Here is a 23,676-nt window from a genome sequence, read left to right on the forward strand (position 1 = left end):
ACCTCGGTGCTCAAGAAGTTTCGCCGCGACCTCAGATTTCGCTACGGTCGGCAGTTGCGCCAGGCGAACTACTGGCTGGTTGCGCGTGCGGCGATGATCATCCTTTCGGTGCTGCGCCTGCTGCCGGTCGACAGCGCATTGAATTTCGCCGACCGGGTCGCGCGCCTCATTGGCCCCCGGGTCGGGCGCCATCAGGTCGCCGTCGATAATCTGCGCAACGCCTATCCGGAAAAGAGCGAGGACGAAATCCAGGCCATCGCCTCCGACATGTGGGGCAACATGGCCCGCCTCGCCGCCGAATACATCTTCCTCGACGCCCTGTTCGACTATGACCCGGCTGCCAGCAAGCCCGGCCGCGTCGAGGTCAAGGGCGTAGAACATTTCGTCGAGATCGCCGCGGAGAAGCAGCCGCATATCGTCTTCACCGGCCATCTCGGCAATTTCGAACTGCTGCCGGTGGCGGCGGCCACTTTCGGCATGAACATCACGGCGCTGTTTCGCCCGCCAAACAACCCATACCTCGCCGACTACATCCTTTCGACGCGGCGTTCGACCATGGGGGCGCTGCTGCCGTCGATGGCGGGAGCCTCGTTTGCCCTGGCGTCTGTGTTGGAAAACGGCGGCAATATCGGTGTCCTTGTCGACCAGAAATTCTCCAACGGCCTGGAGACGACATTCTTCGGCCGCCCCTGCCAAAGCAACCGGGTGCTCGGCACCCTTGCCCGCCACTACGACTGCGACGTCTATCCGGCGCGTTGCATCAGGTTGCCAGGCAACCGTTTCCGGCTCGAGATCGAGGACAAGCTGGTCCTGCCGCGCACCGCTGACGGCAGCGTCGACGTCCACGCCACCACCCAGATGCTGAACGATGTGGTCGAGCGCTGGGTGCGCGAGGATCCCGGCCAGTGGATGTGGTTTCACAAAAGGTGGGAAATCAGCAACTGGCGGCGCAAAAAGCGGCCGAAGCCAGCTCCTGCCGCGAGCGCCTAGCTCAAGCTGCTGGCGAGAAAGCGACTTCTACGCCAGCCATTGATGCCACGGCGAATCCGCGACGTTTCAGTTCGTAACGACAATGCGCGTGTTGCCGAAGCCCACTTCCCGCACCATCGAATAGAAAGCCGCGGCATTGGACGTGTGCAGCCGCACGCAGCCATGCGAGGCCGGACGGCCGAGTTGCCTGACAGCGCCCGTCCCATGGATGGCATAGCCACCATGGAAGAACACCGAATAAGGCATCGGCGACATGTCGTATTTGCGCGAATACCACATCTTGGCGGTTCGCTGCGGCCGATATGTGCCACGCGGGGTGAAGTAACCCGAGCGGGCGGTCGACACGGCCCAGCGATAGACCTCCGACCCGTACCGCACCGTCATCGTCTGCGACGACACGTCGATCTTCGCTTCCAACATCGCCGCGTAACTTGCGGACGGCGTACCAAACAGCGCGGTTGCCAACATCGCAGCTGCCACGAGAAAGAACTTCTTCATGCGATCAAACCCCTTTGATTGCCCCTTGCCTGCTTGCCATCACGTTGTTTTTCACCTTTTTAATGGCAGTGAACAGCTAACACATACTCCTTGATCAATTCCCCAATCCAAAACAGCGAATTTGAACGATTTCCCGCGATAGTTGCCGCAACGACACGTCACGCCGGCTTGATACCCGGCGGGCTTGCAATGCAACACCGAACGCTGCTCAACTCTCCCGATGAACGATCAACTCCTGCAAGCAATCGATGACAGGCGCGACGATGTCGTCGCGCTGACCGCCGACCTCATCCGTTTTCCGACCATCAACCCACCGGGCGAAGCCTACCGGCCATGCGCCGAATATCTTGGCGCGCGGCTGAGGAAGCGTGGTTTTGAAACCGAATTCATCCGCGCCGAAGGCACGCCCGGCGATACCGACCGCTACCCGCGTGTCAATGTCGTGGCCCGTTTCGACGGCCGATCACCCGGTGCCTGCGTCCACTTCAACTCGCATATCGACGTCGTCGAGGCTGGCGACGGCTGGACCGTCGATCCGTTTGCCGGCGTCGTCAAGGACGGCAAGGTCTATGGACGCGGCGCCTGCGACATGAAGGGCGGCCTGGCCGCGTCGATCATCGCTGTCGAAGCCTTCATGGACGCCTATCCAGACTTCCCCGGCGCCATTGAAATATCCGGCACGGTCGACGAGGAATCCGGCGGCTTCGGCGGTGTCGCCCATTTGGCCGGCCTCGGCTATTTCTCCAAGCCCAGGGTCGACCACGTCATCATCCCCGAGCCGCTGAACAAGGACCGCATCTGCCTTGGCCACCGCGGCGTCTGGTGGGCGGAGATCGAGACCAAGGGGGAGATCGCGCATGGCTCGATGCCGTTTCTCGGCGACAATGCGGTGCGCCATATGGGTGCCGTGCTGAGAGCTTTCGAGGACGAACTATTCCCGGCGCTCGACCGCAAGGTGACGCGCATGCCGGTCGTGCCCGAAGGCGCCAGGCGCTCGACCATGAACATCAATTCCATCCATGGCGGCCAGACCGAGGATTTCCGGCCCGGCCTGCCCTCGCCCAACGTGCCCGATTCCTGCCGGCTGACCATCGACCGCCGCTTCCTGCTCGAGGAAGATCTCGCCACGGTCAAGGGCGAAGTGACCGGCATTCTCGAGCGGCTGAAGCGCGAGCGCAAGAAATTCGACTACGAGATCCGCGACCTGATGGAAGTACTGCCGTTGATGACCGAGCGCGACGCGCCGGTGGTCAAGGCCGTGGCGCAAGGCATTCACGCGATCTTCGACCGCGAGCCCGACTACGTCATCTCGCCCGGCACGTACGACCAGAAGCACATTGCCCGCATCGGCCATATCTACGACTGCATCGCCTATGGACCGGGCATTCTCGACCTCGCCCACCGGCCGGACGAGTGGGTCGGCATAGAGGATATGGTGGAATCGGCCAAGGTGATGGCGATCGGGCTCAACGTGCTGCTGCGCGGCACAATCGGATGATCGGCCCGCGGCGAAAAAACATTTCTCCTGACGCGGCGCGACAGCACGAAACGCAATTTACTCCCGCGCGAAATCACGCTTCTATCCCTAATGGATGTCGCCCAAAAGTGACCTCGGTTTTGGGAGGACGACATGCATAAAAACAAGGACCTAAAGCGCCTCGCATGGATCCGTTTCAACGCGACGCGCTTTAGGCTTGAGCATTCGAGCACATGGGGAGTTCAGCGATGAAACTGTGGAAGACCCTTCTGGCCGCTGCCGTGCTGGCGGTCGCAACCGCCACTTCGGCGTTTGCCGCCCGGACCGATCTTGTCATCGGCATTCCGCTTGAACCCCCGCATCTCGACCCGACGGCGGGAGCGGCCGCGGCTATCCGGGAGGTCACCTACGCCAATGTGTTCGAGGGCCTGACCCGGATCGGCCCGAATGGCGAGGTTCTGCCGGATCTCGCCGAAAGCTGGGCCATTTCCGATGACGGCAAGGTCTACACCTTCAAGCTGCACACCGGCGTGAAATTCCACGACGGCACCGATTTCAGCGCCGACGACGTGAAGTTCTCGCTCGACCGTGCCCGCGCGGAAAACTCCGTCAACGCGCAAAAGCAGCTCTTTGCCGCCATCGACAAGGTCGAAGTTGTCGACCCCGCCACCGTGAAGGTGACGCTCACCCACCCGCAAGGCTCGTTCCTCTACAATATGGGCTGGGGCGATGCGGTGATCGTGTCGTCGAAATCCGCCGACACCAACAAGGAAAAGCCCGTTGGCACCGGCCCCTTCAAATTCCAAAGCTGGGCCAAGGGCTCATCGATCACCCTGGTGAAATCAGATCATTACTGGGGCACCCCCGCTTTCCTCGAAAAGGTCGAGTTCCGCATCGTTCCCGATGCCGCGGCCGCGGTGCCAGCCCTGCTTTCCGGCGACATACAGGCTTTCCCCTTCTTCGATCCCGACAGCGTTTCCCAGGTCAAGGATGATCCCCGCTTCAAGGTTGTTGTCGGCGCGACCGAAGGCGAGACCATCCTGTCCATCAACAACAAGAAGCCACCCTTCGACAAGCTGCAGGTCAGGCAGGCGATCTCCTACGCGCTCGATCGCAAGGCGATCATCGACGGAGCCTCGGCCGGGCTCGGCCTGCCAATCGGCTCGCATATGTCGCCAGCTAACAAATATTATGTCGACCTGACCGGCCGCTATCCGCACGACGTGGCCAAGGCCAAGGAACTCCTCAAGGAGGCGGGACTGGAGAACGGCCTCAAGGCCACGTTGAAGCTACCGCCGACGACCTATGCGCGGCTCGGCGGCGAGATCATCGCCTCGCAGCTCCGCGATGTCGGCATCAACCTGGAAATTATCCCCGTCGAGTGGGCGCAGTGGCTGGACCAGGTGTTCACCAAGAAAGACTACGACCTGACCATCGTCTCCCATACCGAGCCGAACGACATCGATATCTACGCGCGCAAGGACTACTACTTCAACTACGACAACCCCGCCTTCAACAAGGTCATTGCCGATCTGGAGCTGACGTCCGACGAGGCCAAGCGCAAGGAATTGTATGCCGAGGCGCAAAAGATCCTGGCCGACGATGCCGTGGTCGGCTTCCTCTACGAACTGCCCAAGGTCGGGGTCTGGGACGCCAAGCTGCAAGGCTTGTGGGAAAACGCCCCGATCCCCGCCAACGACCTGACCAAGGTGAAGTGGAGCGAGTGAGGCTCTCTCGGCTTCGTCATCCTAGGGCGAAGCAGGCGCGCAGCGGCTGCGCAGACCCTAGGATCCATTCCGTGACTTGCGAGCGCCCCCGCGGTGCAGAATTGGGAGACTTAGCAGTGAAGACAGAAGGAGGCGACGCTGGTTTTGGACCGTCGCGCTCTTTGATCTCTGTCACGGCATGGATCCTGGGGTCTTCGCGACGTCGCTTCGCTCCTGCCTCACCCCAGGATGACGACGCTACTGTCGTCGTGCAACATCCATGACCACCTATCTCCTCAAGCGCCTGGCCATCTCCCTCGCCACGCTGGTGCTGGCTTCCATCGTGGTGTTCGCGGTGCTGGAAATCCTGCCCGGCGATCCGGCGCGGCTGATGCTGGGCATGAATGCGAGCGCCGACCAGGTGGAGCTTCTTCGCAACCAGCTGGGTCTCAACGCGCCGCTGGCTTGGCGTTACCTTCACTGGGCCGGCGGCCTGCTCAGCCTCGATTTCGGCCGCTCCTACACCTATTCGGTGCCGGTCATCGACCTCGTGCGCGAACGCTTGGCCGTCTCACTGCCGCTGGCGCTGATCGCGCTCGCGCTCTCCACCCTCATCGCCATTCCGGTCGGCCTGTTTTCCGCCAGCCGGCGCGGCCGCGCCGGTGACACGATTTCCATGGGCGCGGCGCAGCTTGGCGTCGCCGTGCCCAATTTCTGGTTCGCGCTGATGCTGATCTATGTCTTCGCCGTCTGGCTGCGGCTGGTGCCGGCCGGCGGGTTTCCCGGCTGGGGAGCCGGTATCTGGCCTGCGCTGAAATCGCTGCTGCTGCCGGCGGTCGCCCTTGCGCTGCCGCAAGCAGCGATCCTGGCGCGCGTCACCCGCTCGGCATTGATCGAGGTGCTGAACGAGGACTATATCCGCACCGCCCGCGCCAAGGGCCTGCCCTACCGCGCCGTGCTGTGGCGGCACGCGCTGCGCAACGCCATGATCCCGGTGCTGACCATCCTTGGCCTGCAATTCGCCTTCCTGCTCGCCGGCACCATTGTCATCGAGAATGTGTTCTATCTCCCGGGCCTCGGCCGGCTGGTGTTCCAGGCGATTACCCAGCGCGACCTGATCGTCGTCGAAAGCGTCGTCATGCTGCTGGTTGCCGCTGTCATTGCCGTCAACCTCGTTGTCGACCTTTCCTACGCGGTAGTCGATCCGCGCCTGAGAGGCCTGCAATGACCTTGCACATCGATATCCCCGAGGAGACATTCAGCTCCATTCTGGCCAAGGCGTTCCGAAACACGGCTTTCGTCACCGGCTTCGTCATCACCGTGCTGATCCTGGCGATGGCTATAATCTCCTATGTCTGGACGCCTTACGATGTGACGAAGCTGATCATTGCGGACAAGACGCAAGGACCTTCGCCGGCCCATTGGTTCGGCACCGACCATTTCGGCCGCGACATCCTGTCGATGATCATGGTTGGCGCCCGCAATTCGATCGCCGTGGCGCTGGTCGCGGTCGGCATCGGCATGAGCATCGGCGTGCCGCTCGGCGCCTTTGCCGCGGCACGCGGCGGCTTGATCGACGAGGCGCTGATGCGCGTCAACGATCTGGTCTTCGCCTTTCCCGCGCTGCTGTCGGCCATCATGATCACCGCCATCTTCGGGCCGGGCGCCGTCAACGCCATCATCGCCATCGGCATCTTCAACATCCCGGTCTTTGCCCGCGTCGCCCGCGCCGGTGCGCTGGCGATCTGGCCGCGCGAATTCATCCTTGCCGCGCGCGCAGCGGGCAAGAGCAGCACGCAGATCACCGTCGAACATGTGCTGCCCAACATCGCCACGCTGCTGCTGGTCCAGGGCACCATCCAGTTCGCGCTGGGTATCCTGGCCGAGGCGGGGCTTTCCTATCTCGGCCTCGGCGCACAACCGCCAATGCCAAGTTGGGGCCGCATGCTGTTCGACGCCCAGACCCGCATGGTGGTGGCGCCCTGGATGGCGATCTTCCCCGGCATGGCGATCGTCATCACCGTGCTTGGGCTCAATCTTCTGGGCGACGGCATCGCCGATATTCTCGACCCGAAATCGCGGCGGCAGCGATGAGCCTGCTGGAGATCCAGAACCTGTCGTTGTCCATCGGCGACACCCAGATCCTGAAAGACATGGAGCTTTCCGTCGCGCCCGGCGAGGTCATGGGGCTGGTTGGCGAATCCGGCTCCGGCAAATCGATGACCGCGCTGACGATGATGCGGCTTCTTCCCCATGCAGCGCGCGCCACCGGGCGCGTCTCGTTCGACGGCATCGATATCCTGGCGGCAAGCGAGGACCAGATGTGCGCGCTGCGCGGCGACGATATCGGCATGGTTTTCCAGGAGCCTATGACGGCGCTGAACCCGGTCAAGACCATCGGCGAACAGGTAGCCGAGGGCATTCGCTGGCACACCAAGGCGACACGCGCGCAAGCCGAGGAGCGGGCGCGAAAAATGCTCGACCGGGTCGGTCTGCCCTCGGCAAAATTCCCGATGTCGCGCTATCCGCATGAACTGTCCGGCGGCCAGCGCCAGCGTGTCGTCATCGCCATCGCCTGCGCCTTGAAACCGAAACTGCTGATCGCCGACGAGCCGACGACGGCGCTCGACGTCGTGCTGCAGGCGCAGATCCTGGACCTTCTGCGTGACCTCGTCGCGGAGAGCCGCATGGGCCTGCTGCTGATTTCGCACGACCTCGCCGTGGTGACCGAGATGGCCGACCGCATCACCATCCTGCGCCGCGGCGAGGTGATGGAGGCCGGAGACACCGCGCGCACGCTGTCCGAACAACTCCACCCCTACACGCGCCAGCTGGCGCAAGCCTCGATGCATGTGCCGGCACGCGCCGGACGACATGACGCCAGCCAGGGCAAGCCCCTGCTCCAGGTCGAAGGTGTAACCCGCGACTATCGCGGCCGCCGCGCCTCGCTGTTCCGCCGCGCGCCTGACATCCGCGCCGTCGACGACGTCTCGCTGTCGATGACGCCAGGCCAGTCTGTGGCGCTGGTCGGCCGCTCCGGCTGCGGCAAGTCGACGCTCGCGCGCATGATCCTGGCGCTGGACCGGCCGAGTTCAGGCACGATCCGGTTTCGCGGCGAAGCGATCACCGGCAAGAGCGAAGCCGAGTTGAAGCCGGCCCGGCGTGACATGCAGGTTGTCTTCCAGGATCCCTACAGCTCCTTCGACCCGCGCCAGAAGGTCAAAAAACTGGTCTCGGAACCCTTGCATGTGCTCGAGAACAAACCGACGCGCGCCGAGCGCCGCGAGATGGTGGCGCATGCGGTGCACGAGGTCGGCCTCGACCAGCGCGACATGGAGAAGTACCCGCACGAGTTCTCCGGCGGCCAGCGCCAGCGCCTGTCGATTGCCCGCGCCATCATCACCCGCCCCAAGCTGGTCGTCGCCGACGAGCCGGTCTCGGCGCTCGACGTCTCGATCCGCGCCCAGATCCTAGATCTGTTCGCCGAGCTCAACCAAAAGCTCGGCATCGCCTACCTCTTCATCACCCATGACCTGACCGTCGCCCGTGCCATCACCGACGAGGTGCTGGTGATGCATGAAGGCAAGATCGTCGAGCGCGGCAAGACGAGCGAGGTGCTGGACCATCCGCAGTCCGAGGCCGCCAGGGAGCTGGTCACCGCGGCTCCCGATTTACACCGGGCGATCGCTCGGAAGATGCAAGAGCAAGGGTGAGCGGGATGACAGCCCCTATTCTTCCGGCTTCACCACATCGACCGGGCTGATGTCGAGCAGGTCGAGCGTGCGGCGCAAGAGGCGCACCTCTGTCTCGGCCAGTTGCGAATCCGCCTTGGCGATCTCCGCCATGTGCCGAGCCAATTGCTTGCGCCGCTCGACGTCGAGATCGCGAAACAGCGCGATCGCCTGCGAGCCGTTGGTCTCGTAGCCGAACTCGTTGAGATATTCGACGACGCTATCGATACTGGTCTCGGCAATGCCGAACGCCTCTTTGCAGATGCGCCGGAAGGCAACCATCTCGCTCTCGCTGACCGTCCCGTCGGCCAGGATCATGCGGAAAAGCATCAGAAGTTCGGCCGACAGCACCGGATCGTCCGCGACCTTGCGCACACCCGGGTCGCCGTCGAAGATCGAGCGTATCTGGTCCAGCAATGCGAATGCCATGGGGCGGCCCCTTTCCGATTCCTCTTCAATAGAGTTAGCGCGGAATCGGCCTTGCGCAAACTGGGCTGTCGTGGTCGAACGCCCCGCTATCTCCAGTCTACCGGACATCTCCACACATCAGATGATCGATCTCACCACCCAGACCGTCGCCATGCTCGCCTTGGCCGCCTTTGCGGCGGGCTTTGTGGACTCGATTGCCGGTGGCGGCGGGCTGATCACCATACCCGCACTGCTGCTTGCCGGGTTCTCTCCGGTCGAAGCGCTTGGGACCAACAAGTTGCAAGGTATGTTCGGCTCCGGATCGGCGACGATCCACTATGCCTCCAAGGGTCATGTCGACTTGCGCCGACAATTGCCGTCGGCCCTGCTGGCGGTCGCTGGGGGTGTCATTGGCGCCTTGCTGGCCACCATTGTTCCGGGCGCCCTGTTGCGCGCCCTGTTGCCGCTGGTGCTGATCGCCATCGCACTCTATTTCGCGCTCAAGCCCAACATGAACGATGTCGACCGGGCCGAGCGCCTGTCGCCCTTCCTGTTCGGACTGACCCTGGTGCCGGCAATCGGCTTCTATGACGGCCTGTTCGGCCCCGGCGCCGGTTCCTTCTACATGCTGGCCTTCGTCGCTCTTGCCGGCTACGGCGTGCTCAAGGCAACGGCACATACGAAGCTGCTCAACTTCGCTTCCAATATCGGCGGCTTCATCGTCTTCGCCGCTGTCGGCGTTATCTCCTGGAAGATCGGGCTGATGATGGGCGTTGCCCAGTTCCTCGGCGCCCGCGTCGGTGCGAGCCTTGCCATGCGCGTCGGCGCCAGACTGATCAAGCCGCTGCTGGTGGTCGTCTGCCTCGCCCTGGCGGTGAAACTGCTGGCCGACCCGGCCAACCCGCTGCGTGTCATGATTGGTGTGTGATCACGCGCCTGTTACTATGCCGTTGTTCGAATCATGTTGCAGGAGCCCGGACATGAACCTCAGCGCGCCTACTCAGATTGTTTTCATAATTTCTCTTGTCATCGCCATCATCGGCATTCTTGCCGCCCTTGGCGTTCTCGCCTTTATCCCGCTCGCATCGGTGTGGATCGTTCTGATTGCCTACATCGTGCTCGCCGCCGGCTGCCTGATGCGCGGCGCCTGACAAAGTTCCCCTGAAGTGGGGACAAAGAGCGCCCGGTCCAAAGCCGGGCGCTTTTGATTCCGGCGCACGGCTGATAGGCTCATCTCGGCAGAAGGATGGCCGATGCCGATCGAGATGCAGCGCCGGAAGGAACAGGACCGCTCCATCGCGGGGCGCTTCGAGATGCGCCGGCGCCTTCCCGATCCGGCGCTTGATGGGATCGTCACCGACATTTGCGGCTACCGCGAAACGGCGCCAGGTCACTTCCGCAATGTCGAATACGCTTCGCTCACCGTGCCGCTGGTGATCAGCTTCGCCGAACCCTTCGCCATCGGTCTCGGCAAGGCGCCCGGCGACAATGACCGCTTCGCCAGTTTCGCCGCCGGCCTCTTTGCCGGACCGGTGATGATCGAATCCTTCGGCGCCGCCTGCTGCGTGCAGATCAACTTCACGCCGCTTGGCGCACGCCGTTTCTTCCGCCTGCCGATGAGCGAACTGACCGACAGCATGGTCGTCCTCGACGACGTGCTGGGCGCCGAGGGCCTGGCGCTGCGCGAACGGCTCGGCAACGCGCCGGACTGGGCGTCGCGTTTCGACCTCGCCGAAGCTTTCGTCATCGCCCGTCTTGGCGACGCCGCCGAAACACCGCTCGAAATCGCCTGGGCCTATGACCGCATCATCGCATCAGGCGGTCGGGTCAGCATTGGATCGCTGGCTGAACGGCTGGGCCGGAGCCGCAAACACCTCGCCGAAAAATTCTCCGACGCAACCGGCATCGGCCCCAAGAGGCTGTCGCGCATCGTCCGCTTCAACCGGGCACTTGGCCTGTCGCGGCAGCAAACGGTGAACTGGGCCGATATCGCCGCCGATTGCGGCTATGCCGACCAGGCGCATCTGGTGCGCGAATTCCGCGACCTCGCCGGCGAGACGCCGACGGCACTTGTCGGCAGGTAACATTTCTTCAAGACGCTGGAACGGCCTTCGCCGAGATTGGGGCATCGACCAATCCAGATGAAGGAGTCCCCATGCCCACCACCACCGAAGCCCCCCGCCTCTACCCCGCTTTGCGCTACAAAAACGCGGCGAAAATGATCGACTGGCTCTGCGAGGCCTTCGGCTTCAGCATCCGCGCCCGCCATGGCGAAGGCGATGTCGTGCACCATGCCGAACTGGTCTTCGGCTCTTCGATGATCATGCTGGGCACGGTGCGCGACGACGACTACGGCAAGATGGTCGGTGAACCCGGTACAGGCGGCGGCAAGTCGATCTATATCGCTGTCGACGATGCCGACGCCGCCTATGCGAGGGCGAAGACGACCGGCGCGACGATCATCCAGGAACTGACGAACCGGGACTATGGCAGCCGCGAATTCATCTGCCGCGATCCGGAAGGTGGTGTCTGGTCGTTCGGCACCTACTGGCCGAAGGCGGGGGATAAGGGCTGACACCGGCCTGAGGCGTGCTGAGATTCAGGTCAGGCCGAGCCGAAAATGACGGGTTCCGAGAACCGGAGCGGAGCGTACTCAAGTACGTGAGCACCGGAAGCACAGGAACCCGCCGTTTGCAGGCCGGCCTCACCTGAATATCGGCGCGCCTCACCGAGCCAGGCCGAAAATCGCGTTACAGTCGAGATGGGTTTCCAACTCGGCCGCGACCTCGTCCAGCGCCCGTTCGACTTCGGCACGGTAGTCAATGCCGCCGCCCTTGATGCCGAGGCTTTCCAGGAATTTCCCGCGAAAGGCGTCGGCGCCGAACAGGCCATGCATATAGGTGCCGATCACTTTGCCATCGGCGGAGATCGCACCGTCCTCGGCGCCATTGATGATCGCCGACGGCCGCACGGTGTCCGGTCCGGTGGTGCGGCCGAGATGGATTTCGTAGCCTTCGAGCGGCAGATCGAACTGGACCGAGCGCGCACGGACATTGCGCACCGTCTTCTCCGGTTCCATCACCGTTTCGATATCGAGCAGGCCAAGCCCCTCGGCCTCGGTGATGCTGCCTTCTATGCCGTCCGGATCGCGCACCCGACGGCCAAGCATCTGGAAACCGCCGCAGATGCCGACGACATGGCCGCCGCGCTTGCGGTGCGCGGCAAGATCCCGGTCCCAGCCGTTTTCGCGGAATTTCAGGAGATCGCCGATCGTCGATTTGGAACCGGGGATAACCACCAGCCCGGCGTCCTCCGGCAACGGCTTGCCCGGGGGCACGAACACCACTTCGACCTGCGGTTCGGCCTTGAGAGGATCGAGATCGTCGAAATTGGCGATGCGGCCGAGCATCGGCACCGCCACTTTCAACGCACGCGCCTCGCCGGACGCCAGCCGCTCCAGCACCACCGAATCCTCCGAAGGCAGCCGAGCCGCCGCCTTCAGCCACGGCACGACGCCGAAGCAGCGCCACCCGGTGAAACTGTCGATTGCCTTGATGCCGTCATCAAACAGCGAGACATCGCCACGGAACTTGTTGATGAGGTAGCCGACGATCATGCGCCGGTCCTCTTCCGGCAGGATCAGATGTGTGCCGGCGACAGAGGCGATGACACCGCCGCGATCAATGTCGCCGACCAGCACCACCGGCACATCGGCACGGGTGGCAAAGCCCATATTGGCGATGTCGCGGCTGCGCAGGTTGATTTCGGCCGGCGAGCCGGCACCCTCGACGATGATGAGATCAGCGCCCTCGCCAACCTTCGCCCAGGAGTCCAGCACCGCATCCATCAGCCGGCCCTTCAGCGCCTGGTAGTCGCGCGCCCGCGCCTCGCCGAACACCTTGCCCTGCACGATGACTTGCGCGCCGACATCGGTCTGCGGCTTGAGCAGCACCGGGTTCATGTGCACCGACGGCGCGACGCCACAGGCGATTGCCTGCAGCCATTGCGCGCGGCCGATCTCGCCGCCGCTTTTGCTGTTGTCGCCGGGAATGTCGGCGACGGCGGCATTGTTCGACATGTTCTGCGGCTTGAACGGCCGCACCTTCAGGCCGCGCCTTTTCGCGGCGCGGCACAGGCCGGCGACCAGCACCGTCTTGCCGACATCCGAACCCGTCCCCTGCAGCATGATCGCCTTGGCCATCAGTTCCGACCCTGCGCTGCGGTTCCGGTGATCGTGGATTTCTGCGCCAGCGGTCCGCCGCGCCAGATGTAGAGCGCCAGAAGCGGCTCGTTGCCGGTTCGCATGGCATGGTTGAGATTGGACGCGTGATGGACGACCTCGCCGGCCTCCCGCTTGCGAAATCCCTCCTCGCCCATGCGCCATTCGGTGCCGCCGGTCAGCGGAATATAGATCTCCTCGGCGACGTGATGGTGGTCTGGGTAGACGATTTCGGGTCCAAGGATCAGCAGGCCGGCCGCCACCTCATCATTGGCGAAATGGCCGCGCGTGCCGAACAATTCCAGCCAGCCATAATTGTCGATGAAGGTCTTGCCGAAATCGGCCTCGGTGTAGGTCTGCCCCCAATGCAATTCGTTGCGCCGCTGCGCCAGCCATTGGACCAGCGGTTGCGCGGCCATCGGCGCCAGGTCAGCCGCGCGATCGAGATGGCGCAGGCAACCGAGCGCATGCGGCTCCAGGGCGCGGGCCGGCATGTCCCAGCCTATGCGCGCGACGGCGTCGCGCACCAGCGCGTCATCCACAGAAGCGAGATAGGCGTGGAACCGTCCCAGCAGCTCATCGAATTTTGTCGTCACTTCTTGCTCCGGACATGCATTGGTGCACAGCCGCTCCGCAGCGGGTCGGGTTGCGCGGCGGCATCATTGGTCTAGATTGGTGCGCGCGCAAAGCCAAAAACGACAGGCCAGCAGGACCGAAACCATCAGGGAGCACGCCATGGACGCCGCGGTCGATGCGAGCACCAGCCAGTTCGAACTCAACGAGGAGCAGCGTGCCATCCAGGAGATGGCGCAGGCCTTCGCCGCCGATCGCGTCGCGCCGAATGCGCTCGACTGGGACCGCAGGAAATACTTCCCCGCCGACGTGATCCGCGAGACCGGGCCGCTCGGCCTCGGCGGCATCTATGTCAGGGACGATGTCGGCGGTTCGGCCCTCGGTCGCCTCGACGCCGTGCTGATCTTCGAGGCTCTGTCGCACGCCGACCCGGGCTTTTCATCCTTCATCTCGATCCACAACATGGTGGCCTGGATGATCGACCGGTTCGGTAATGACGAGCAGCGCCAGCGTTTCCTGCCGAAGCTGACCTCGATGGAATGGCTGGCAAGCTACTGCCTGACCGAGCCGGGCTCCGGCTCGGACGCCGCGGCGTTGAAGACGCGCGCGGTCAAGAGCGGCGGCGACTATGTCCTCAACGGCGCCAAGCAGTTCATCTCGGGCGCCGGCGACAGCGATGTCTATGCCGTGATGGTGCGCACCGGCGCCGAGGGGCCGAAAGGCATTTCCACCATCGTTGTGCCGAAGGATGCGCCAGGGCTCTCCTTCGGCGCGAATGAATACAAGATGGGCTGGCACATGCAGTCGACCCGCCAGGTCATCTTCGAGGACTGCAAGGTGCCGGCGGAAAACCTCTTGTCGGGCGAAGGCGCTGGCTTCGGCATCGCCATGGCCGGCCTCGATGGCGGCAGGCTGAACATCGCCGCCTGTTCGCTGGGCGGCGCGCAGTCGGCGCTCGACAAGGCGCTGTCCTACACGGCCGAGCGCAAGGCCTTCGGCTCGAAGATCAACCAGTTCCAGGCGCTGCAGTTCAGGCTGGCCGACATGGAGACCGAACTGCAGGCGTCACGCATTTTCCTCTATGCCGCCGCCTCCAAGCTCGACCGCAAGGCGCCCGATGCCGGCAAATGGTCCGCCATGGCCAAGCGCTTCGTCACCGACACCGGCTTCAACGTCGCCAACAATGCGCTGCAGTTGCTTGGCGGCTACGGCTATCTGCACGACTACGGCATCGAGAAACTGGTGCGCGACCTCAGGGTGCACCAGATCCTCGAAGGCACCAACGAGATCATGCGCGTCATCATCGCGCGGGCGCTGATCGGCCGCTGAAGCCAGCAAACTCCGGGAGTGAGACAATGACAACGATCGCCTTCATCGGCCTCGGTAACATGGGCAATCCAATGGCCGCGAATCTGGTCAAGGCGGGGCATCAGGTGCACGGCTTCGACCTCATGCCCGAGAATCTGGCGATCGCGCGCGAGCATGGCATCATCGTCATGGCCAACGCACCGACGGCGGTGAAGGATGCTGACGTTGTGATCACCATGCTGCCCGCCGGCAGGCACGTGCTGTCGGTCTACGAAGACATCGCGCCCAAGGCAAAGAAGGGCGCACTGTTCATCGATTCCTCGACCATTGATGTCGAATCGGCTCGCGAGGCGCATGCGCTGGCTGCAAAACACGGCCTGCTGTCGATCGATGCGCCCGTCTCGGGCGGCACCGGAGGCGCCACGGCCGGCACGCTGACATTCATGGCCGGCGGCTCCAACAATGCCTTCGCCGCCGCCGAGCCGATCCTGAAGCCGATGGCCGGCCGCATCGTCCATTGCGGCGGCGATGGTGCCGGCCAGGCGGCGAAGATCTGCAACAACATGATCCTCGGCATTTCGATGATCGGCGTCGCCGAGGCCTTCGTGCTGGCGGAAAAACTCGGCCTGTCGCATCAGGCGCTGTTCGACGTCGCCTCGACGTCTTCAGGCCAATGCTGGTCGCTCACCACCTATTGTCCGGTTCCCGGGCCCGTGCCGACCTCACCCGCCAACAGGGATTACAAACCGGGTTTTGCCGCGGCCCTTATGTTGAAAGACCTGAAATTGTCCCAGGAGGCAGCACTTGGCGCTGGTGCGGTGACCCCACTTGGCGCCGAAGCGGCGCAGCTCTACGCCCTGTTCAGCGCCCAGGGCCATGGCGGCGCCGATTTCTCCGGCATAATTAATTTTCTCAGGGGTGACCTAGCGTAACCAACGGATTTGATGGACTTTTTCGGATTCTTCCGGCAGAAAAACCGCAAATTTAGATTTGCTTAAGCTCTCGATAACTCCGCGGTAACGATGTCGCTATAAAACTGATCGTGAGGCGGACATATCGCATCCGCCCGGCGCTCCGGATCAGGTCTCGCGTACCGGAGCCCGTAAGTTTCGACAAGTGCCCATAAGTTTCGCAAATTGTTTGCGTAGCGAAGCTCCCATGCGTATCTGGCAAAGCCGCGTTCCCGATGGAGCGCGGTTTTTGCATTTCTGCACCGCTCAATCCGGGCTGACGTCTATATTCCGATCGCCGCGTTCGGGATTGGCACGTGGTCTTCGTTGGTCAGCACGATCGGCGCGTCCACTCCATCAACCCTGACCACGAGCAGGCGCATGCTCCAAGTGCCGGCATTGCGAACCAGATGGGAAAACACGGTGCCTTTGCCCTTGGTGCCGTGGACGGGAATACTGAACTGCGCGTCGCCCGTCCCATTCGCGTTGACGTTGAGATGGCCGCCGACCCAGAAATTGTCGGCTACGTCGTCGCCAATGGCAGCCTTCACACGGGTGTCGGCGCGAATGGCATCCATGGTCATGTGGTAGGCGCCGTTGCCCTTGAGCATGAAGGGGATGCTGCCTACCATGGTCGCACAGCCGCCGATACTGACCACCCAGACAGCAAGACCGGCGATTGCCCAGTTGCGCTGCGTCTTGCGGAACTGTTCCACGTCGCGCCAGGCCCGGTTCTGCCACGCCCAGCGGCTGCCGCGCGCGCCAAGCACGATGATCACGATGAGGTTGACGACCGGGATCAGCGCCAGCAGCGCGATGAAAGTGCTGTTGCCGATACCCCAGATCCAGTTGAGGAAGAAAGCGCCCCAGTTCCAGCGGTCGAGTTCGGCCGGGATTTCGGCGGGTTGGTTAAGCGGCTGACCGGCCATGGAGGTCCCCCTGATGCAAGCCGCCCCCAGATCGGTTCTGGAATACCGGCACGCACAATGCGCTGCGGGCAAATCTGCCTCAGTGGGTTCTACATCACCATCCCGAAAACCGTAACCGCTCCCCTTCGGGCGACAATCCGTGGCCTCGGGGTCAAGCCTATGACGAAAGGCGGCGAAAATTCGCCTTTACCGTGCGGCTGGCCGGCTTCAGCGCCGCGCTGACCGACCGTTCAGCGGCGACGCCATTGAACAGCGACGGTGTGCGGCCCGAAAGAACCTCCGGCCAGAACCGCGAAGCCGATTGCAGCAAGGACATTTGCGCCGCAAGCGTGCCTTCGGCCATGGCAAGGGTCTTCTCGCTGACCGCCCTCGCCGTCTCCGTGGCCCAGGGTTCGCCGCTCCTGGCGTCCATGACCATCAGGGGCAGGCGCATCATCGCCACCAAAGGCGCCAGCATCAGGTCCGCGCCGATGCCGGCCGCATCGTGCATACGTCGGCTCTTGCCGGTCTTTCTCATGGAAACAAATCCCTTGTCGCGGGCCGATCGGCCGCCGCCTCACACACTACGCGCCAAGAACGGGATCGTTCCCGACCATCACGGCATGTATCCCGAAACCGGGCATTCCCTTGAAGAACGCCCGGTCGAGGTTTGCTCTTATCGTTTGCGCAGATCGGCCTCTGCCAGATCCAGCGCCTTGCCGATACGCTCGCAGGCCATGTCGATCGTGTCGCGAGTCCAGATCAGCGGCGGCGACAGGATCATCGTGTCGCCTGTGGCGCGCAGCATCATGCCGTTGGCGATCGCATGGTCGCGCACCGTCACCGCGGCACTTCCCGACGGCAGGAACCGTTCCTTGGTCGCCTTGTCCTTGACGATCTCGATCGCGCCCATCAGGCCGATCGAACGCACCTCGCCGACGAGGTCATGTCCGGCAATGCGCTCCTGCAGGGCCTTGGCGAAATAAGGCCCGGTGTCGTTCCTGACGCGGTCGACAAGGCCTTCCTGCTCGATGATTTCCAGGTTCTTCAACGCCACGGCGCAAGCCACCGGGTGACCGGAATAGGTGTAGCCGTGATTGAACTCGCCGCCCTTCTCGACCAGCGTCGATGCAATGCGGTCGCCGACCAGCAAGGCCGACAACGGCTGGTAACCTGACGTCAGCGCCTTGGCCGTGGTGATGGTGTCCGGTTCGATGCCAAGCGTCTGCGCCGCGAACCATTCACCGGTGCGGCCATAGCCCGTGATGACCTCGTCCAGCATCAGCAGAACATCATATTTGCGGCAGATGCGCTGCACTTCCGGCCAGTAGCTCGCCGGCGGAATCTTGACACCGCCCGCCCCCATCACCGGCTCGCCGATAAAGGCCGCGACCTTGTCGGCGCCGGCTTCGAGGATGGCGTCCTCGACCGACTTTGCCGCGCGCAGGCCGAAATCATGATCGCTCTCGCCAGGCAGTGCCAGTTCATAGGCATAGGGCATCATCACATGGACGATGTTGGGCACGGCGCCGCCGAGCTGCTTGTGCATGGCATCCATGCCGCCGAGCGAGGTGCCGGCGATGGTCGAGCCATGATAGGCCATCTTGCGCGAGATGATGCGGTTCTTTTCCGGCTTGCCTTCCAGCACCCAGTAGTGGCGCACCAGGCGGAGCGCCGTATCATTGGCCTCCGAACCGGAGGAACCATAAAACACCTGGTTGACGTGCTTCGGCGCGATCTCGGCCAGCTTCTTGGACAACAGCACCGGCGTCGGCGTCGAGCATTTGAAGAAGGAATTGTAGTAGGGCAGTTCCTTCATCTGGGCGTAAGCGGCCTCCGCCAGCTCGTCGCGGCCATAGCCGATGTTGACGCACCACAGCCCGGCCATGCCGTCGAGGATTTCGGCCCCTTCGGAATCGTAGATGAACGGGCCGTTGGCGTGGGTGATGATGCGCGAGCCGGCTTCGCGCAGTTCCTTGTGGTCGGTGAAGGGATGAAGATGATGCGCGGCGTCGATCTGCTGAAGCTGCTTCAGCGAATAATTCTGATAGGTCATGTCTGGATCTTTCCTCTGGATTCTGTCCGGCTGGCGCCGGGGCGAATGCATCAGAGGGCTGCGGGCGGTGAATAACCGATGCGGGCGCACAGCCGCAAAAGCTCGGCGCGCAGCGTGCGCGGTGACGGTGTCACCGCGACCCGCGATGCGCGAGCCTCAAATGCGCGAACCAAGGTCCTGACGAGAGCCATGCCGGCACCTTAGAGCAAAGGCTGGTCGAGGTGAACCACCCTTTGCTTGGCCCATGAACGAATGATTCTAGGCCTTGGCGGTCAGCGCCCGCTGCAGGAAGACATATTTCATCGCCGTCTGCGCCGCCTGCGGCCGGCGGTCGCCACGCCCGCCATGTCCGCCTTCGGTTTCCTCGAAAAACAGCGTCCTGGCGTGGCCCGCCTCCTGCAGGCGAGCCGCCATCTTGCGCGCGTGGCCGGGATGGACCCGGTCATCGGCGGTCGAGGTCGTCAGCAGCACCGGCGGATAGGCGGGATTGGCCTTGACGTGCTGGTAGGGCGAATAGGCGGACAGCCACTTGGCGTCTTCCGGCTTCGACGGATCGCCATATTCGGCCATCCACGAGGCGCCGGGCGGCAGCTCGGTGTAACGCAGCATGTCGAGCAGCGGCACCTCGATGATGGCGGCGCCGAAAAGTTCGGGATGCTGCGTCAGCGAAACGCCGGTCAGCAGGCCGCCATTCGAGCCGCCCTGGATGCCGAGCGAGCTTGCTGTCGCGATGCCGCGCCTGACGACGTCCTCAGCCACCGCGGCGAAATCGTCAAAACCGTTCTGGCGATTACCTTTCAGCGCCGCCTGGTGCCAGGCCGGCCCGAACTCACCGCCGCCACGGATGCAGGCCTGCACGTAGGCATTGCCCTTCTCCAGCCACAGCCTGCCACGCACGCCGGCATAGCCGGGCAGGAGCGGCACTTCGAAGCCGCCATAGCCATAGAGCAGCGTCGGCACCGGACCCTTCTGGTCGCGCCGCCTGACGACGAAATACGGGATCATCGTGCCGTCCTTCGAGCGCGCCTCGAACTGCTCCGAGATCAGCGGCGCGGCATCGAACCGCGCCGGCTGCGACTTCACCGTGGCGAGCGTCTCGCCATCATCATCCGACCAGATGATCGAGCTCGGCGTCAGGAAATCCGTGAACGAGAAGGACACGCTCGACCCGAAATGCTCGGCATGGCTGATGCCGACAGTGCCGTTTTCAGGCAACGCCACCGGTTTCATGGACCAGGCGCCCTCCTTGCGTTCGCAGACAAGAGCCTTGCCGCGGACATTGTCCATCAGGCTGATGAACAGCCGGTCCTGCGTTCTGGCGAGCCCGGCGATGGACACGCGATGCGCCGGCGCCAACAAGGTTTCGATGGTCCCAAAACCGCCGGCTTCGATCCAGTGGGCGAAATTGAACGAATAGAGCCCGTCCGGCTGGCACACCGTGCCGTCAGGCGCCGTCCACGGCGTGCGCACGCCAAACACCAGTTGATCCTTGAAAAGCGATGTATCGGTGGCGTCGTCGGGCAGCGGAATGCGCCTGTTTTCACCAGACGGGAAATGCAGGAAACTGTGCGACGCGAAGAAATTGATCGCCCGTGCCAGAAACACGTGACGCTTGTCGCCGTCGAACTCCACGCCGGCGCCGGCGGCGAGATCTTCGGTCTTTGCCTCGAAGATCGGCGTCGCCTCATCCAGCGTCGTGCCACGCTTCCAGAGCTTGATCACGCGCGGGTAGCCGGACTCGGTCTTGTCGGCCTCCTCGAAGGCAGCCGAGACAATGACCGTGTCCTTGTCCAGCCAGCCGAAACTCGACTTCGAGGCCGGCGCCCGGAAACCACCCTCGATAAACGATTTGGTTTCGATGTCGAACTCACGCATCTCGCTGGCGTCGCCGCCATCGGGCGACATCGACAGCAGGCAGCGGCTGAAATCCGGATAGAGCCGGCTGGCGCCGCTGAACACCCATTTTATCCCCTCCTTCGCCGCAAGCTGGTCGAAGTCGATGATTGTTTCCCAGACCGGCTTCTCGGTCTTGTAGGAAGCGACCGTCGTGCGGCGCCACAGCCCGAGCGCATTGGTCTTGTCCTGCCAGAAATTATAGACATGGCCGGCGATTGCCGCGCCGACCGCGATATTGTCCTCGGCCGTCATCAGGTCGAGCGCCGTTTGGAACGACGCCTGGTAGGACGGATCGCCCTGCAATTCGCCAACCGTGATCTCGTTCTGGCGATGCACCCAGTCCAGCGACTGTTTGCTGGTCCTGTCTTCCAGCCAGAGATATGGATCTGCGGCTTCTGGCTTGGCGATGGGCTTGGTCATGGAATCTCCGATAGGCAATGCTTCGGCATGCAAGATCGACATGCCTTGTCCGATATTCAATAGCTGCGGCATCTCAGCAGAGGATTCGGGCCTTACCGCGACCAGCGACACTCGCAACCGCCAGCACCAGGCACATCAGACCCAGCGTGATCGGCAGGCCACCGGCGCCCAGCAAATCCATCGCGCTTCCCGCCAGCGGCGGCACGGCTATGCCACCCACGCCCCACATCAGCGAGAAGGCGGCGTTGCCGGCGACCAGTGTCGAGCCGGTGAAGCGCTCGCCAAGCTCAATGATCGACATCGTGTAGATGCCGTACGAAACCGCGCCCCAGACAAAGATCATCGGCCAGATCAGCGGCGTTTCGATGAGAAGCGGCAGCAGCACGCATCCGAGCACGGTCAAGCAAACACAGGCAAGCCGCACCAGACGCGCGGAAATCCGCTCCGCCAGCAGGCCAAGCGGCACCTGCATGGCGATGTTGCCGGCAATCATCACCGACAGCAGCGCCGACATGCGGACCTCCGCGATGCCGTGATGGGTGCCATAGACCGGTAGCAGGGCCAGCGCGCCCTGTTCGAAACCCGCGGCAACGATGACCGCAAACAAAAGCAGCCACGCCATCGGCACGAAGCCCAGGACCGAGACCTGGTGACCGGCCTCGTCCACCTTGGGTAGGCGCGGCAGCACCGAAGCCAGACAGATGCCGCATAGAACGAAGGCGGAAATACCGACGAGGAAGGGGGGCCAGCCTTCGGTGCCGACGGCAAGCAGGCAAAGCGGGCCAGCCGCGAATCCGGCCGAGATGATCGTCGAATAGACGCCCATGATGCGCCCTCGCCGCGCCGGCGGCGCCAGTGCGATCACCCAGATTTCACTCAGCACATAGAGCGGATTGGTCACCGCGCCGATCAGGAAGCGCAGCGGAAACCACAGATAGACATTCTGCGTCCAGCCGATCAGCGCCAGCACCACAGCCGAAAGCGCTGCACAGGTAAGCGCCGTCCGCCCTGCCCCGAACCGCCGCGCCAATCCTGGGATGAGCGGCGACGAGACGATGAAGCCGATCGGCGTCATCGCCGCCGACAAGCCGATCATTGCCGGCGAGACGCCCTGGCGCTGCAGGATGAAGCTCAACAGCGGATAGGACAGCCCTTGCGCGATCGCGAACACCGAGACCGTCGCGATCACGCCGGTGATCGCTGCCCATTGCATCCCGGCCTGGCTGTTGTCCGAACCGGCCGCCATCATGCCTGGCCGCTCCGGCGAACCGATGCGCGATAGAGCGCGAAGATCACCAGCAAGGCGTCGAGGCCGATGATCACCACGGGCAGGCCCAGCGGGCCGATGCCCTGCATCAGCAGGCCGGCGCCGGGCGGGCCGACGATACCGCCAACGCCCCACAGCAAGGCGAAGGCGGCGTTGCCGGTGACAAGCAGCGTGCCCTTGAACCGGCTGCCGAGCTCGACCAATGCCATCGTATAGACGCCGTAGCCGACCGCGCCCATCACCAGCAGCACGCCCCATATCAGCGGTGTCAGGATCAGCAGCGGCAGCAGAATCGCGCAGGCGGCCGTTGCCATCGCGCAAGCCAGGATCATCGGGCGGCCGCCGAACCGCTCAGCGAGCAGGCCAAGCGGGATCTGCAGCAGGATGTTGCCCAGGGAAAGCGCCATCACCAGCGCGGCGAGCACGGCTTCCGGCAAGCCATAGCCGGCGCCGAAGACCGGGACCAGCGCATAGGTGCTTTGCTGGACGGCGGCCGAGACCAGCACGGCCAGCAGCAGCGCCGGCGCCAGCCGTGCGAAACCGATAAAGCTGCCGGCGGGCTGGCCGTCATCCTCGAAACCGGCGAGCTTCGAGGAGACAAGACGCAGGATGATCGCGCATAGCACGAAGCCGCCGACACCAACGCTGAAAGGCCCCCAGCCCGAAGTTCCGACCAGGGTCAAGGTGAACGGGCCGGCCGCATAGCCGGCGCCCATCAGCGTGTTGAACACACCCATCACGCGACCGCGCCGTGAGGGCGGCGCCAGCGACAGTGCCCAGACCTCGCCGAGAATATAGAGCGGGTTGATGACGACGCCGATGATGAAGCGGATGGCATACCAGGCCACCCAGTTTTGCAGGTAGCCGATGCCGAGGAAGCACAGCGCTCCAACCAGCGAGCAGCCGACCGCCAGGTTTCGCGCACCGACCAGCCGTACCGCCGCCGGCACGAACGACGCCGACAGGATCAGCCCGAGCGGCATCATTGCCGCCGACAGGCCGATAAGCCCAGGCGACATGCCTTGCTTCTGCATCAGGAGCGTGAACAGGGGCGAGCTCAGCCCTTGCGCGGCGCCGAACATGGCAAGCGCCGCGGTCACGCCGGCAAGCGCCGCCCACTGCGTCCCCGCTTCGCCTTCGCTCGAGCCGGTTGCGACCATTCCGTCATTCCATGTGAGGTGCCGGCTGACCTCCCGGCCGGCAAGCGTCACTAGCTACTGGCTCGATCATGGGAAAGAAAGGGCCGGCAGGGGAAATCCGCTTGCGCCA

At 63.6% G+C, this 23,676-nt stretch carries 22 protein-coding genes; 12 read left to right on the forward strand and 10 right to left on the reverse strand.

The window, feature by feature from the left end:
* The first annotated feature begins 6 nt into the window (after positions 1-6).
* The gene (locus AC1VON_RS24055) at positions 7-990 is read left to right on the forward strand and encodes a lipid A biosynthesis lauroyl acyltransferase (RefSeq protein ID WP_483125087.1); all 984 of its coding nucleotides are present in this window, start codon (positions 7-9) and stop codon (positions 988-990) included.
* 66 nt (positions 991-1,056) lie between these two features.
* On the opposite strand, the gene AC1VON_RS24060 is transcribed toward AC1VON_RS24055, so the two are convergent.
* Positions 1,057-1,488, reverse strand: coding sequence for a L,D-transpeptidase (locus AC1VON_RS24060; RefSeq protein WP_483125088.1), 432 nt, complete (start codon positions 1,486-1,488; stop codon positions 1,057-1,059).
* A 220-nt stretch (positions 1,489-1,708) separates the two neighbouring features.
* On the opposite strand from AC1VON_RS24060, the gene AC1VON_RS24065 reads away from it, so the two are divergent.
* The 5 genes from AC1VON_RS24065 to AC1VON_RS24085 all read left to right on the forward strand — a co-directional run bounded on the left by AC1VON_RS24065 (position 1,709) and on the right by AC1VON_RS24085 (position 8,384).
* Positions 1,709-2,986, forward strand: coding sequence for an acetylornithine deacetylase/succinyl-diaminopimelate desuccinylase family protein (locus AC1VON_RS24065; RefSeq protein ID WP_483125089.1), 1,278 nt, complete (start codon positions 1,709-1,711; stop codon positions 2,984-2,986).
* A gap of 227 nt (positions 2,987-3,213) precedes the next feature.
* Positions 3,214-4,692, forward strand: coding sequence for an ABC transporter substrate-binding protein (locus tag AC1VON_RS24070; RefSeq protein WP_483125090.1), 1,479 nt, complete (start codon positions 3,214-3,216; stop codon positions 4,690-4,692).
* Positions 4,693-4,951: 259 nt separating this feature from the next.
* Positions 4,952-5,899 (forward strand): ABC transporter permease, encoded by a 948-nt coding sequence (locus tag AC1VON_RS24075; protein ID WP_483125091.1) that lies wholly within the window; start codon positions 4,952-4,954, stop codon positions 5,897-5,899.
* Positions 5,896-6,765, forward strand: coding sequence for an ABC transporter permease (locus AC1VON_RS24080; RefSeq protein ID WP_483125092.1), 870 nt, complete (start codon positions 5,896-5,898; stop codon positions 6,763-6,765). Before AC1VON_RS24075 ends, AC1VON_RS24080 begins: the two co-directional genes overlap by 4 nt.
* Positions 6,762-8,384 carry an ABC transporter ATP-binding protein gene (locus tag AC1VON_RS24085; protein WP_483125093.1) on the forward strand — a complete coding sequence of 541 codons (1,623 nt, stop codon included), beginning with the start codon at positions 6,762-6,764 and terminating at the stop codon, positions 8,382-8,384. The genes AC1VON_RS24080 and AC1VON_RS24085 overlap by 4 nt, the downstream gene beginning before the upstream one ends.
* A gap of 15 nt (positions 8,385-8,399) precedes the next feature.
* Here AC1VON_RS24085 and AC1VON_RS24090 read toward each other — a convergent pair whose 3' ends face one another.
* Positions 8,400-8,831 (reverse strand): TerB family tellurite resistance protein, encoded by a 432-nt coding sequence (locus AC1VON_RS24090; protein ID WP_172350109.1) that lies wholly within the window; start codon positions 8,829-8,831, stop codon positions 8,400-8,402.
* Between the two features lie 121 nt (positions 8,832-8,952).
* On the opposite strand from AC1VON_RS24090, the gene AC1VON_RS24095 reads away from it, so the two are divergent.
* From AC1VON_RS24095 to AC1VON_RS24110, 4 genes are all read left to right on the forward strand, one after another.
* Positions 8,953-9,738, forward strand: coding sequence for a TSUP family transporter (locus AC1VON_RS24095; protein ID WP_483125094.1), 786 nt, complete (start codon positions 8,953-8,955; stop codon positions 9,736-9,738).
* A 52-nt stretch (positions 9,739-9,790) separates the two neighbouring features.
* Entirely contained in the window at positions 9,791-9,961 is a 171-nt protein-coding gene (locus AC1VON_RS24100) for a hypothetical protein (protein ID WP_080511798.1), read from the forward strand.
* Positions 9,962-10,063: 102 nt separating this feature from the next.
* Positions 10,064-10,894, forward strand: coding sequence for a helix-turn-helix domain-containing protein (locus AC1VON_RS24105; protein ID WP_483125095.1), 831 nt, complete (start codon positions 10,064-10,066; stop codon positions 10,892-10,894).
* 71 nt (positions 10,895-10,965) lie between these two features.
* A complete protein-coding gene (locus AC1VON_RS24110; RefSeq protein WP_483125096.1) occupies positions 10,966-11,385 on the forward strand; it encodes a VOC family protein in 420 nt (139 codons plus the stop codon).
* A gap of 150 nt (positions 11,386-11,535) precedes the next feature.
* Here AC1VON_RS24110 and AC1VON_RS24115 read toward each other — a convergent pair whose 3' ends face one another.
* Together AC1VON_RS24115 and AC1VON_RS24120 are read right to left on the reverse strand one after the other, a co-directional pair.
* Positions 11,536-13,011 carry a cobyric acid synthase gene (locus tag AC1VON_RS24115; RefSeq protein ID WP_483125097.1) on the reverse strand — a complete coding sequence of 492 codons (1,476 nt, stop codon included), beginning with the start codon at positions 13,009-13,011 and terminating at the stop codon, positions 11,536-11,538.
* A complete protein-coding gene (locus tag AC1VON_RS24120) occupies positions 13,011-13,625 on the reverse strand; it encodes a dimethylsulfonioproprionate lyase family protein (RefSeq protein ID WP_483125098.1) in 615 nt (204 codons plus the stop codon). Before AC1VON_RS24120 ends, AC1VON_RS24115 begins: the two co-directional genes overlap by 1 nt.
* Positions 13,626-13,764: 139 nt before the next feature.
* Between AC1VON_RS24120 and AC1VON_RS24125 the strand changes: the two genes are divergently transcribed.
* Together AC1VON_RS24125 and mmsB are read left to right on the forward strand one after the other, a co-directional pair.
* Positions 13,765-14,931 (forward strand): isobutyryl-CoA dehydrogenase, encoded by a 1,167-nt coding sequence (locus tag AC1VON_RS24125; protein WP_483125099.1) that lies wholly within the window; start codon positions 13,765-13,767, stop codon positions 14,929-14,931.
* A 26-nt stretch (positions 14,932-14,957) separates the two neighbouring features.
* Positions 14,958-15,842, forward strand: a complete 885-nt coding sequence (mmsB, locus tag AC1VON_RS24130) for a 3-hydroxyisobutyrate dehydrogenase (protein WP_483125100.1) — start codon at positions 14,958-14,960, stop codon at positions 15,840-15,842.
* Between the two features lie 302 nt (positions 15,843-16,144).
* Here mmsB and AC1VON_RS24135 read toward each other — a convergent pair whose 3' ends face one another.
* The 6 genes from AC1VON_RS24135 to AC1VON_RS24160 form a co-directional block, all read right to left on the reverse strand.
* A complete protein-coding gene (locus tag AC1VON_RS24135) occupies positions 16,145-16,789 on the reverse strand; it encodes a cytochrome c oxidase assembly factor Coa1 family protein (RefSeq protein WP_483125101.1) in 645 nt (214 codons plus the stop codon).
* A gap of 157 nt (positions 16,790-16,946) precedes the next feature.
* Entirely contained in the window at positions 16,947-17,306 is a 360-nt protein-coding gene (locus tag AC1VON_RS24140) for a hypothetical protein (protein ID WP_483125102.1), read from the reverse strand.
* Between the two features lie 138 nt (positions 17,307-17,444).
* Complete coding sequence (locus tag AC1VON_RS24145) at positions 17,445-18,824, reverse strand: aspartate aminotransferase family protein (protein ID WP_172350100.1); 1,380 nt, start codon at positions 18,822-18,824, stop codon at positions 17,445-17,447.
* 258 nt (positions 18,825-19,082) lie between these two features.
* Positions 19,083-21,140: a prolyl oligopeptidase family serine peptidase gene (locus tag AC1VON_RS24150; protein WP_483125103.1), complete on the reverse strand. Its 2,058-nt coding sequence runs from the start codon at positions 21,138-21,140 to the stop codon at positions 19,083-19,085.
* A 73-nt stretch (positions 21,141-21,213) separates the two neighbouring features.
* Positions 21,214-22,386, reverse strand: a complete 1,173-nt coding sequence (locus tag AC1VON_RS24155; protein WP_483126370.1) for an MFS transporter — start codon at positions 22,384-22,386, stop codon at positions 21,214-21,216.
* Complete coding sequence (locus AC1VON_RS24160; protein ID WP_172350097.1) at positions 22,386-23,567, reverse strand: MFS transporter; 1,182 nt, start codon at positions 23,565-23,567, stop codon at positions 22,386-22,388. Before AC1VON_RS24160 ends, AC1VON_RS24155 begins: the two co-directional genes overlap by 1 nt.
* Positions 23,568-23,676 lie beyond the last annotated feature (109 nt).

This window comes from Mesorhizobium sp. HAY1-8B, assembly GCF_056868045.1.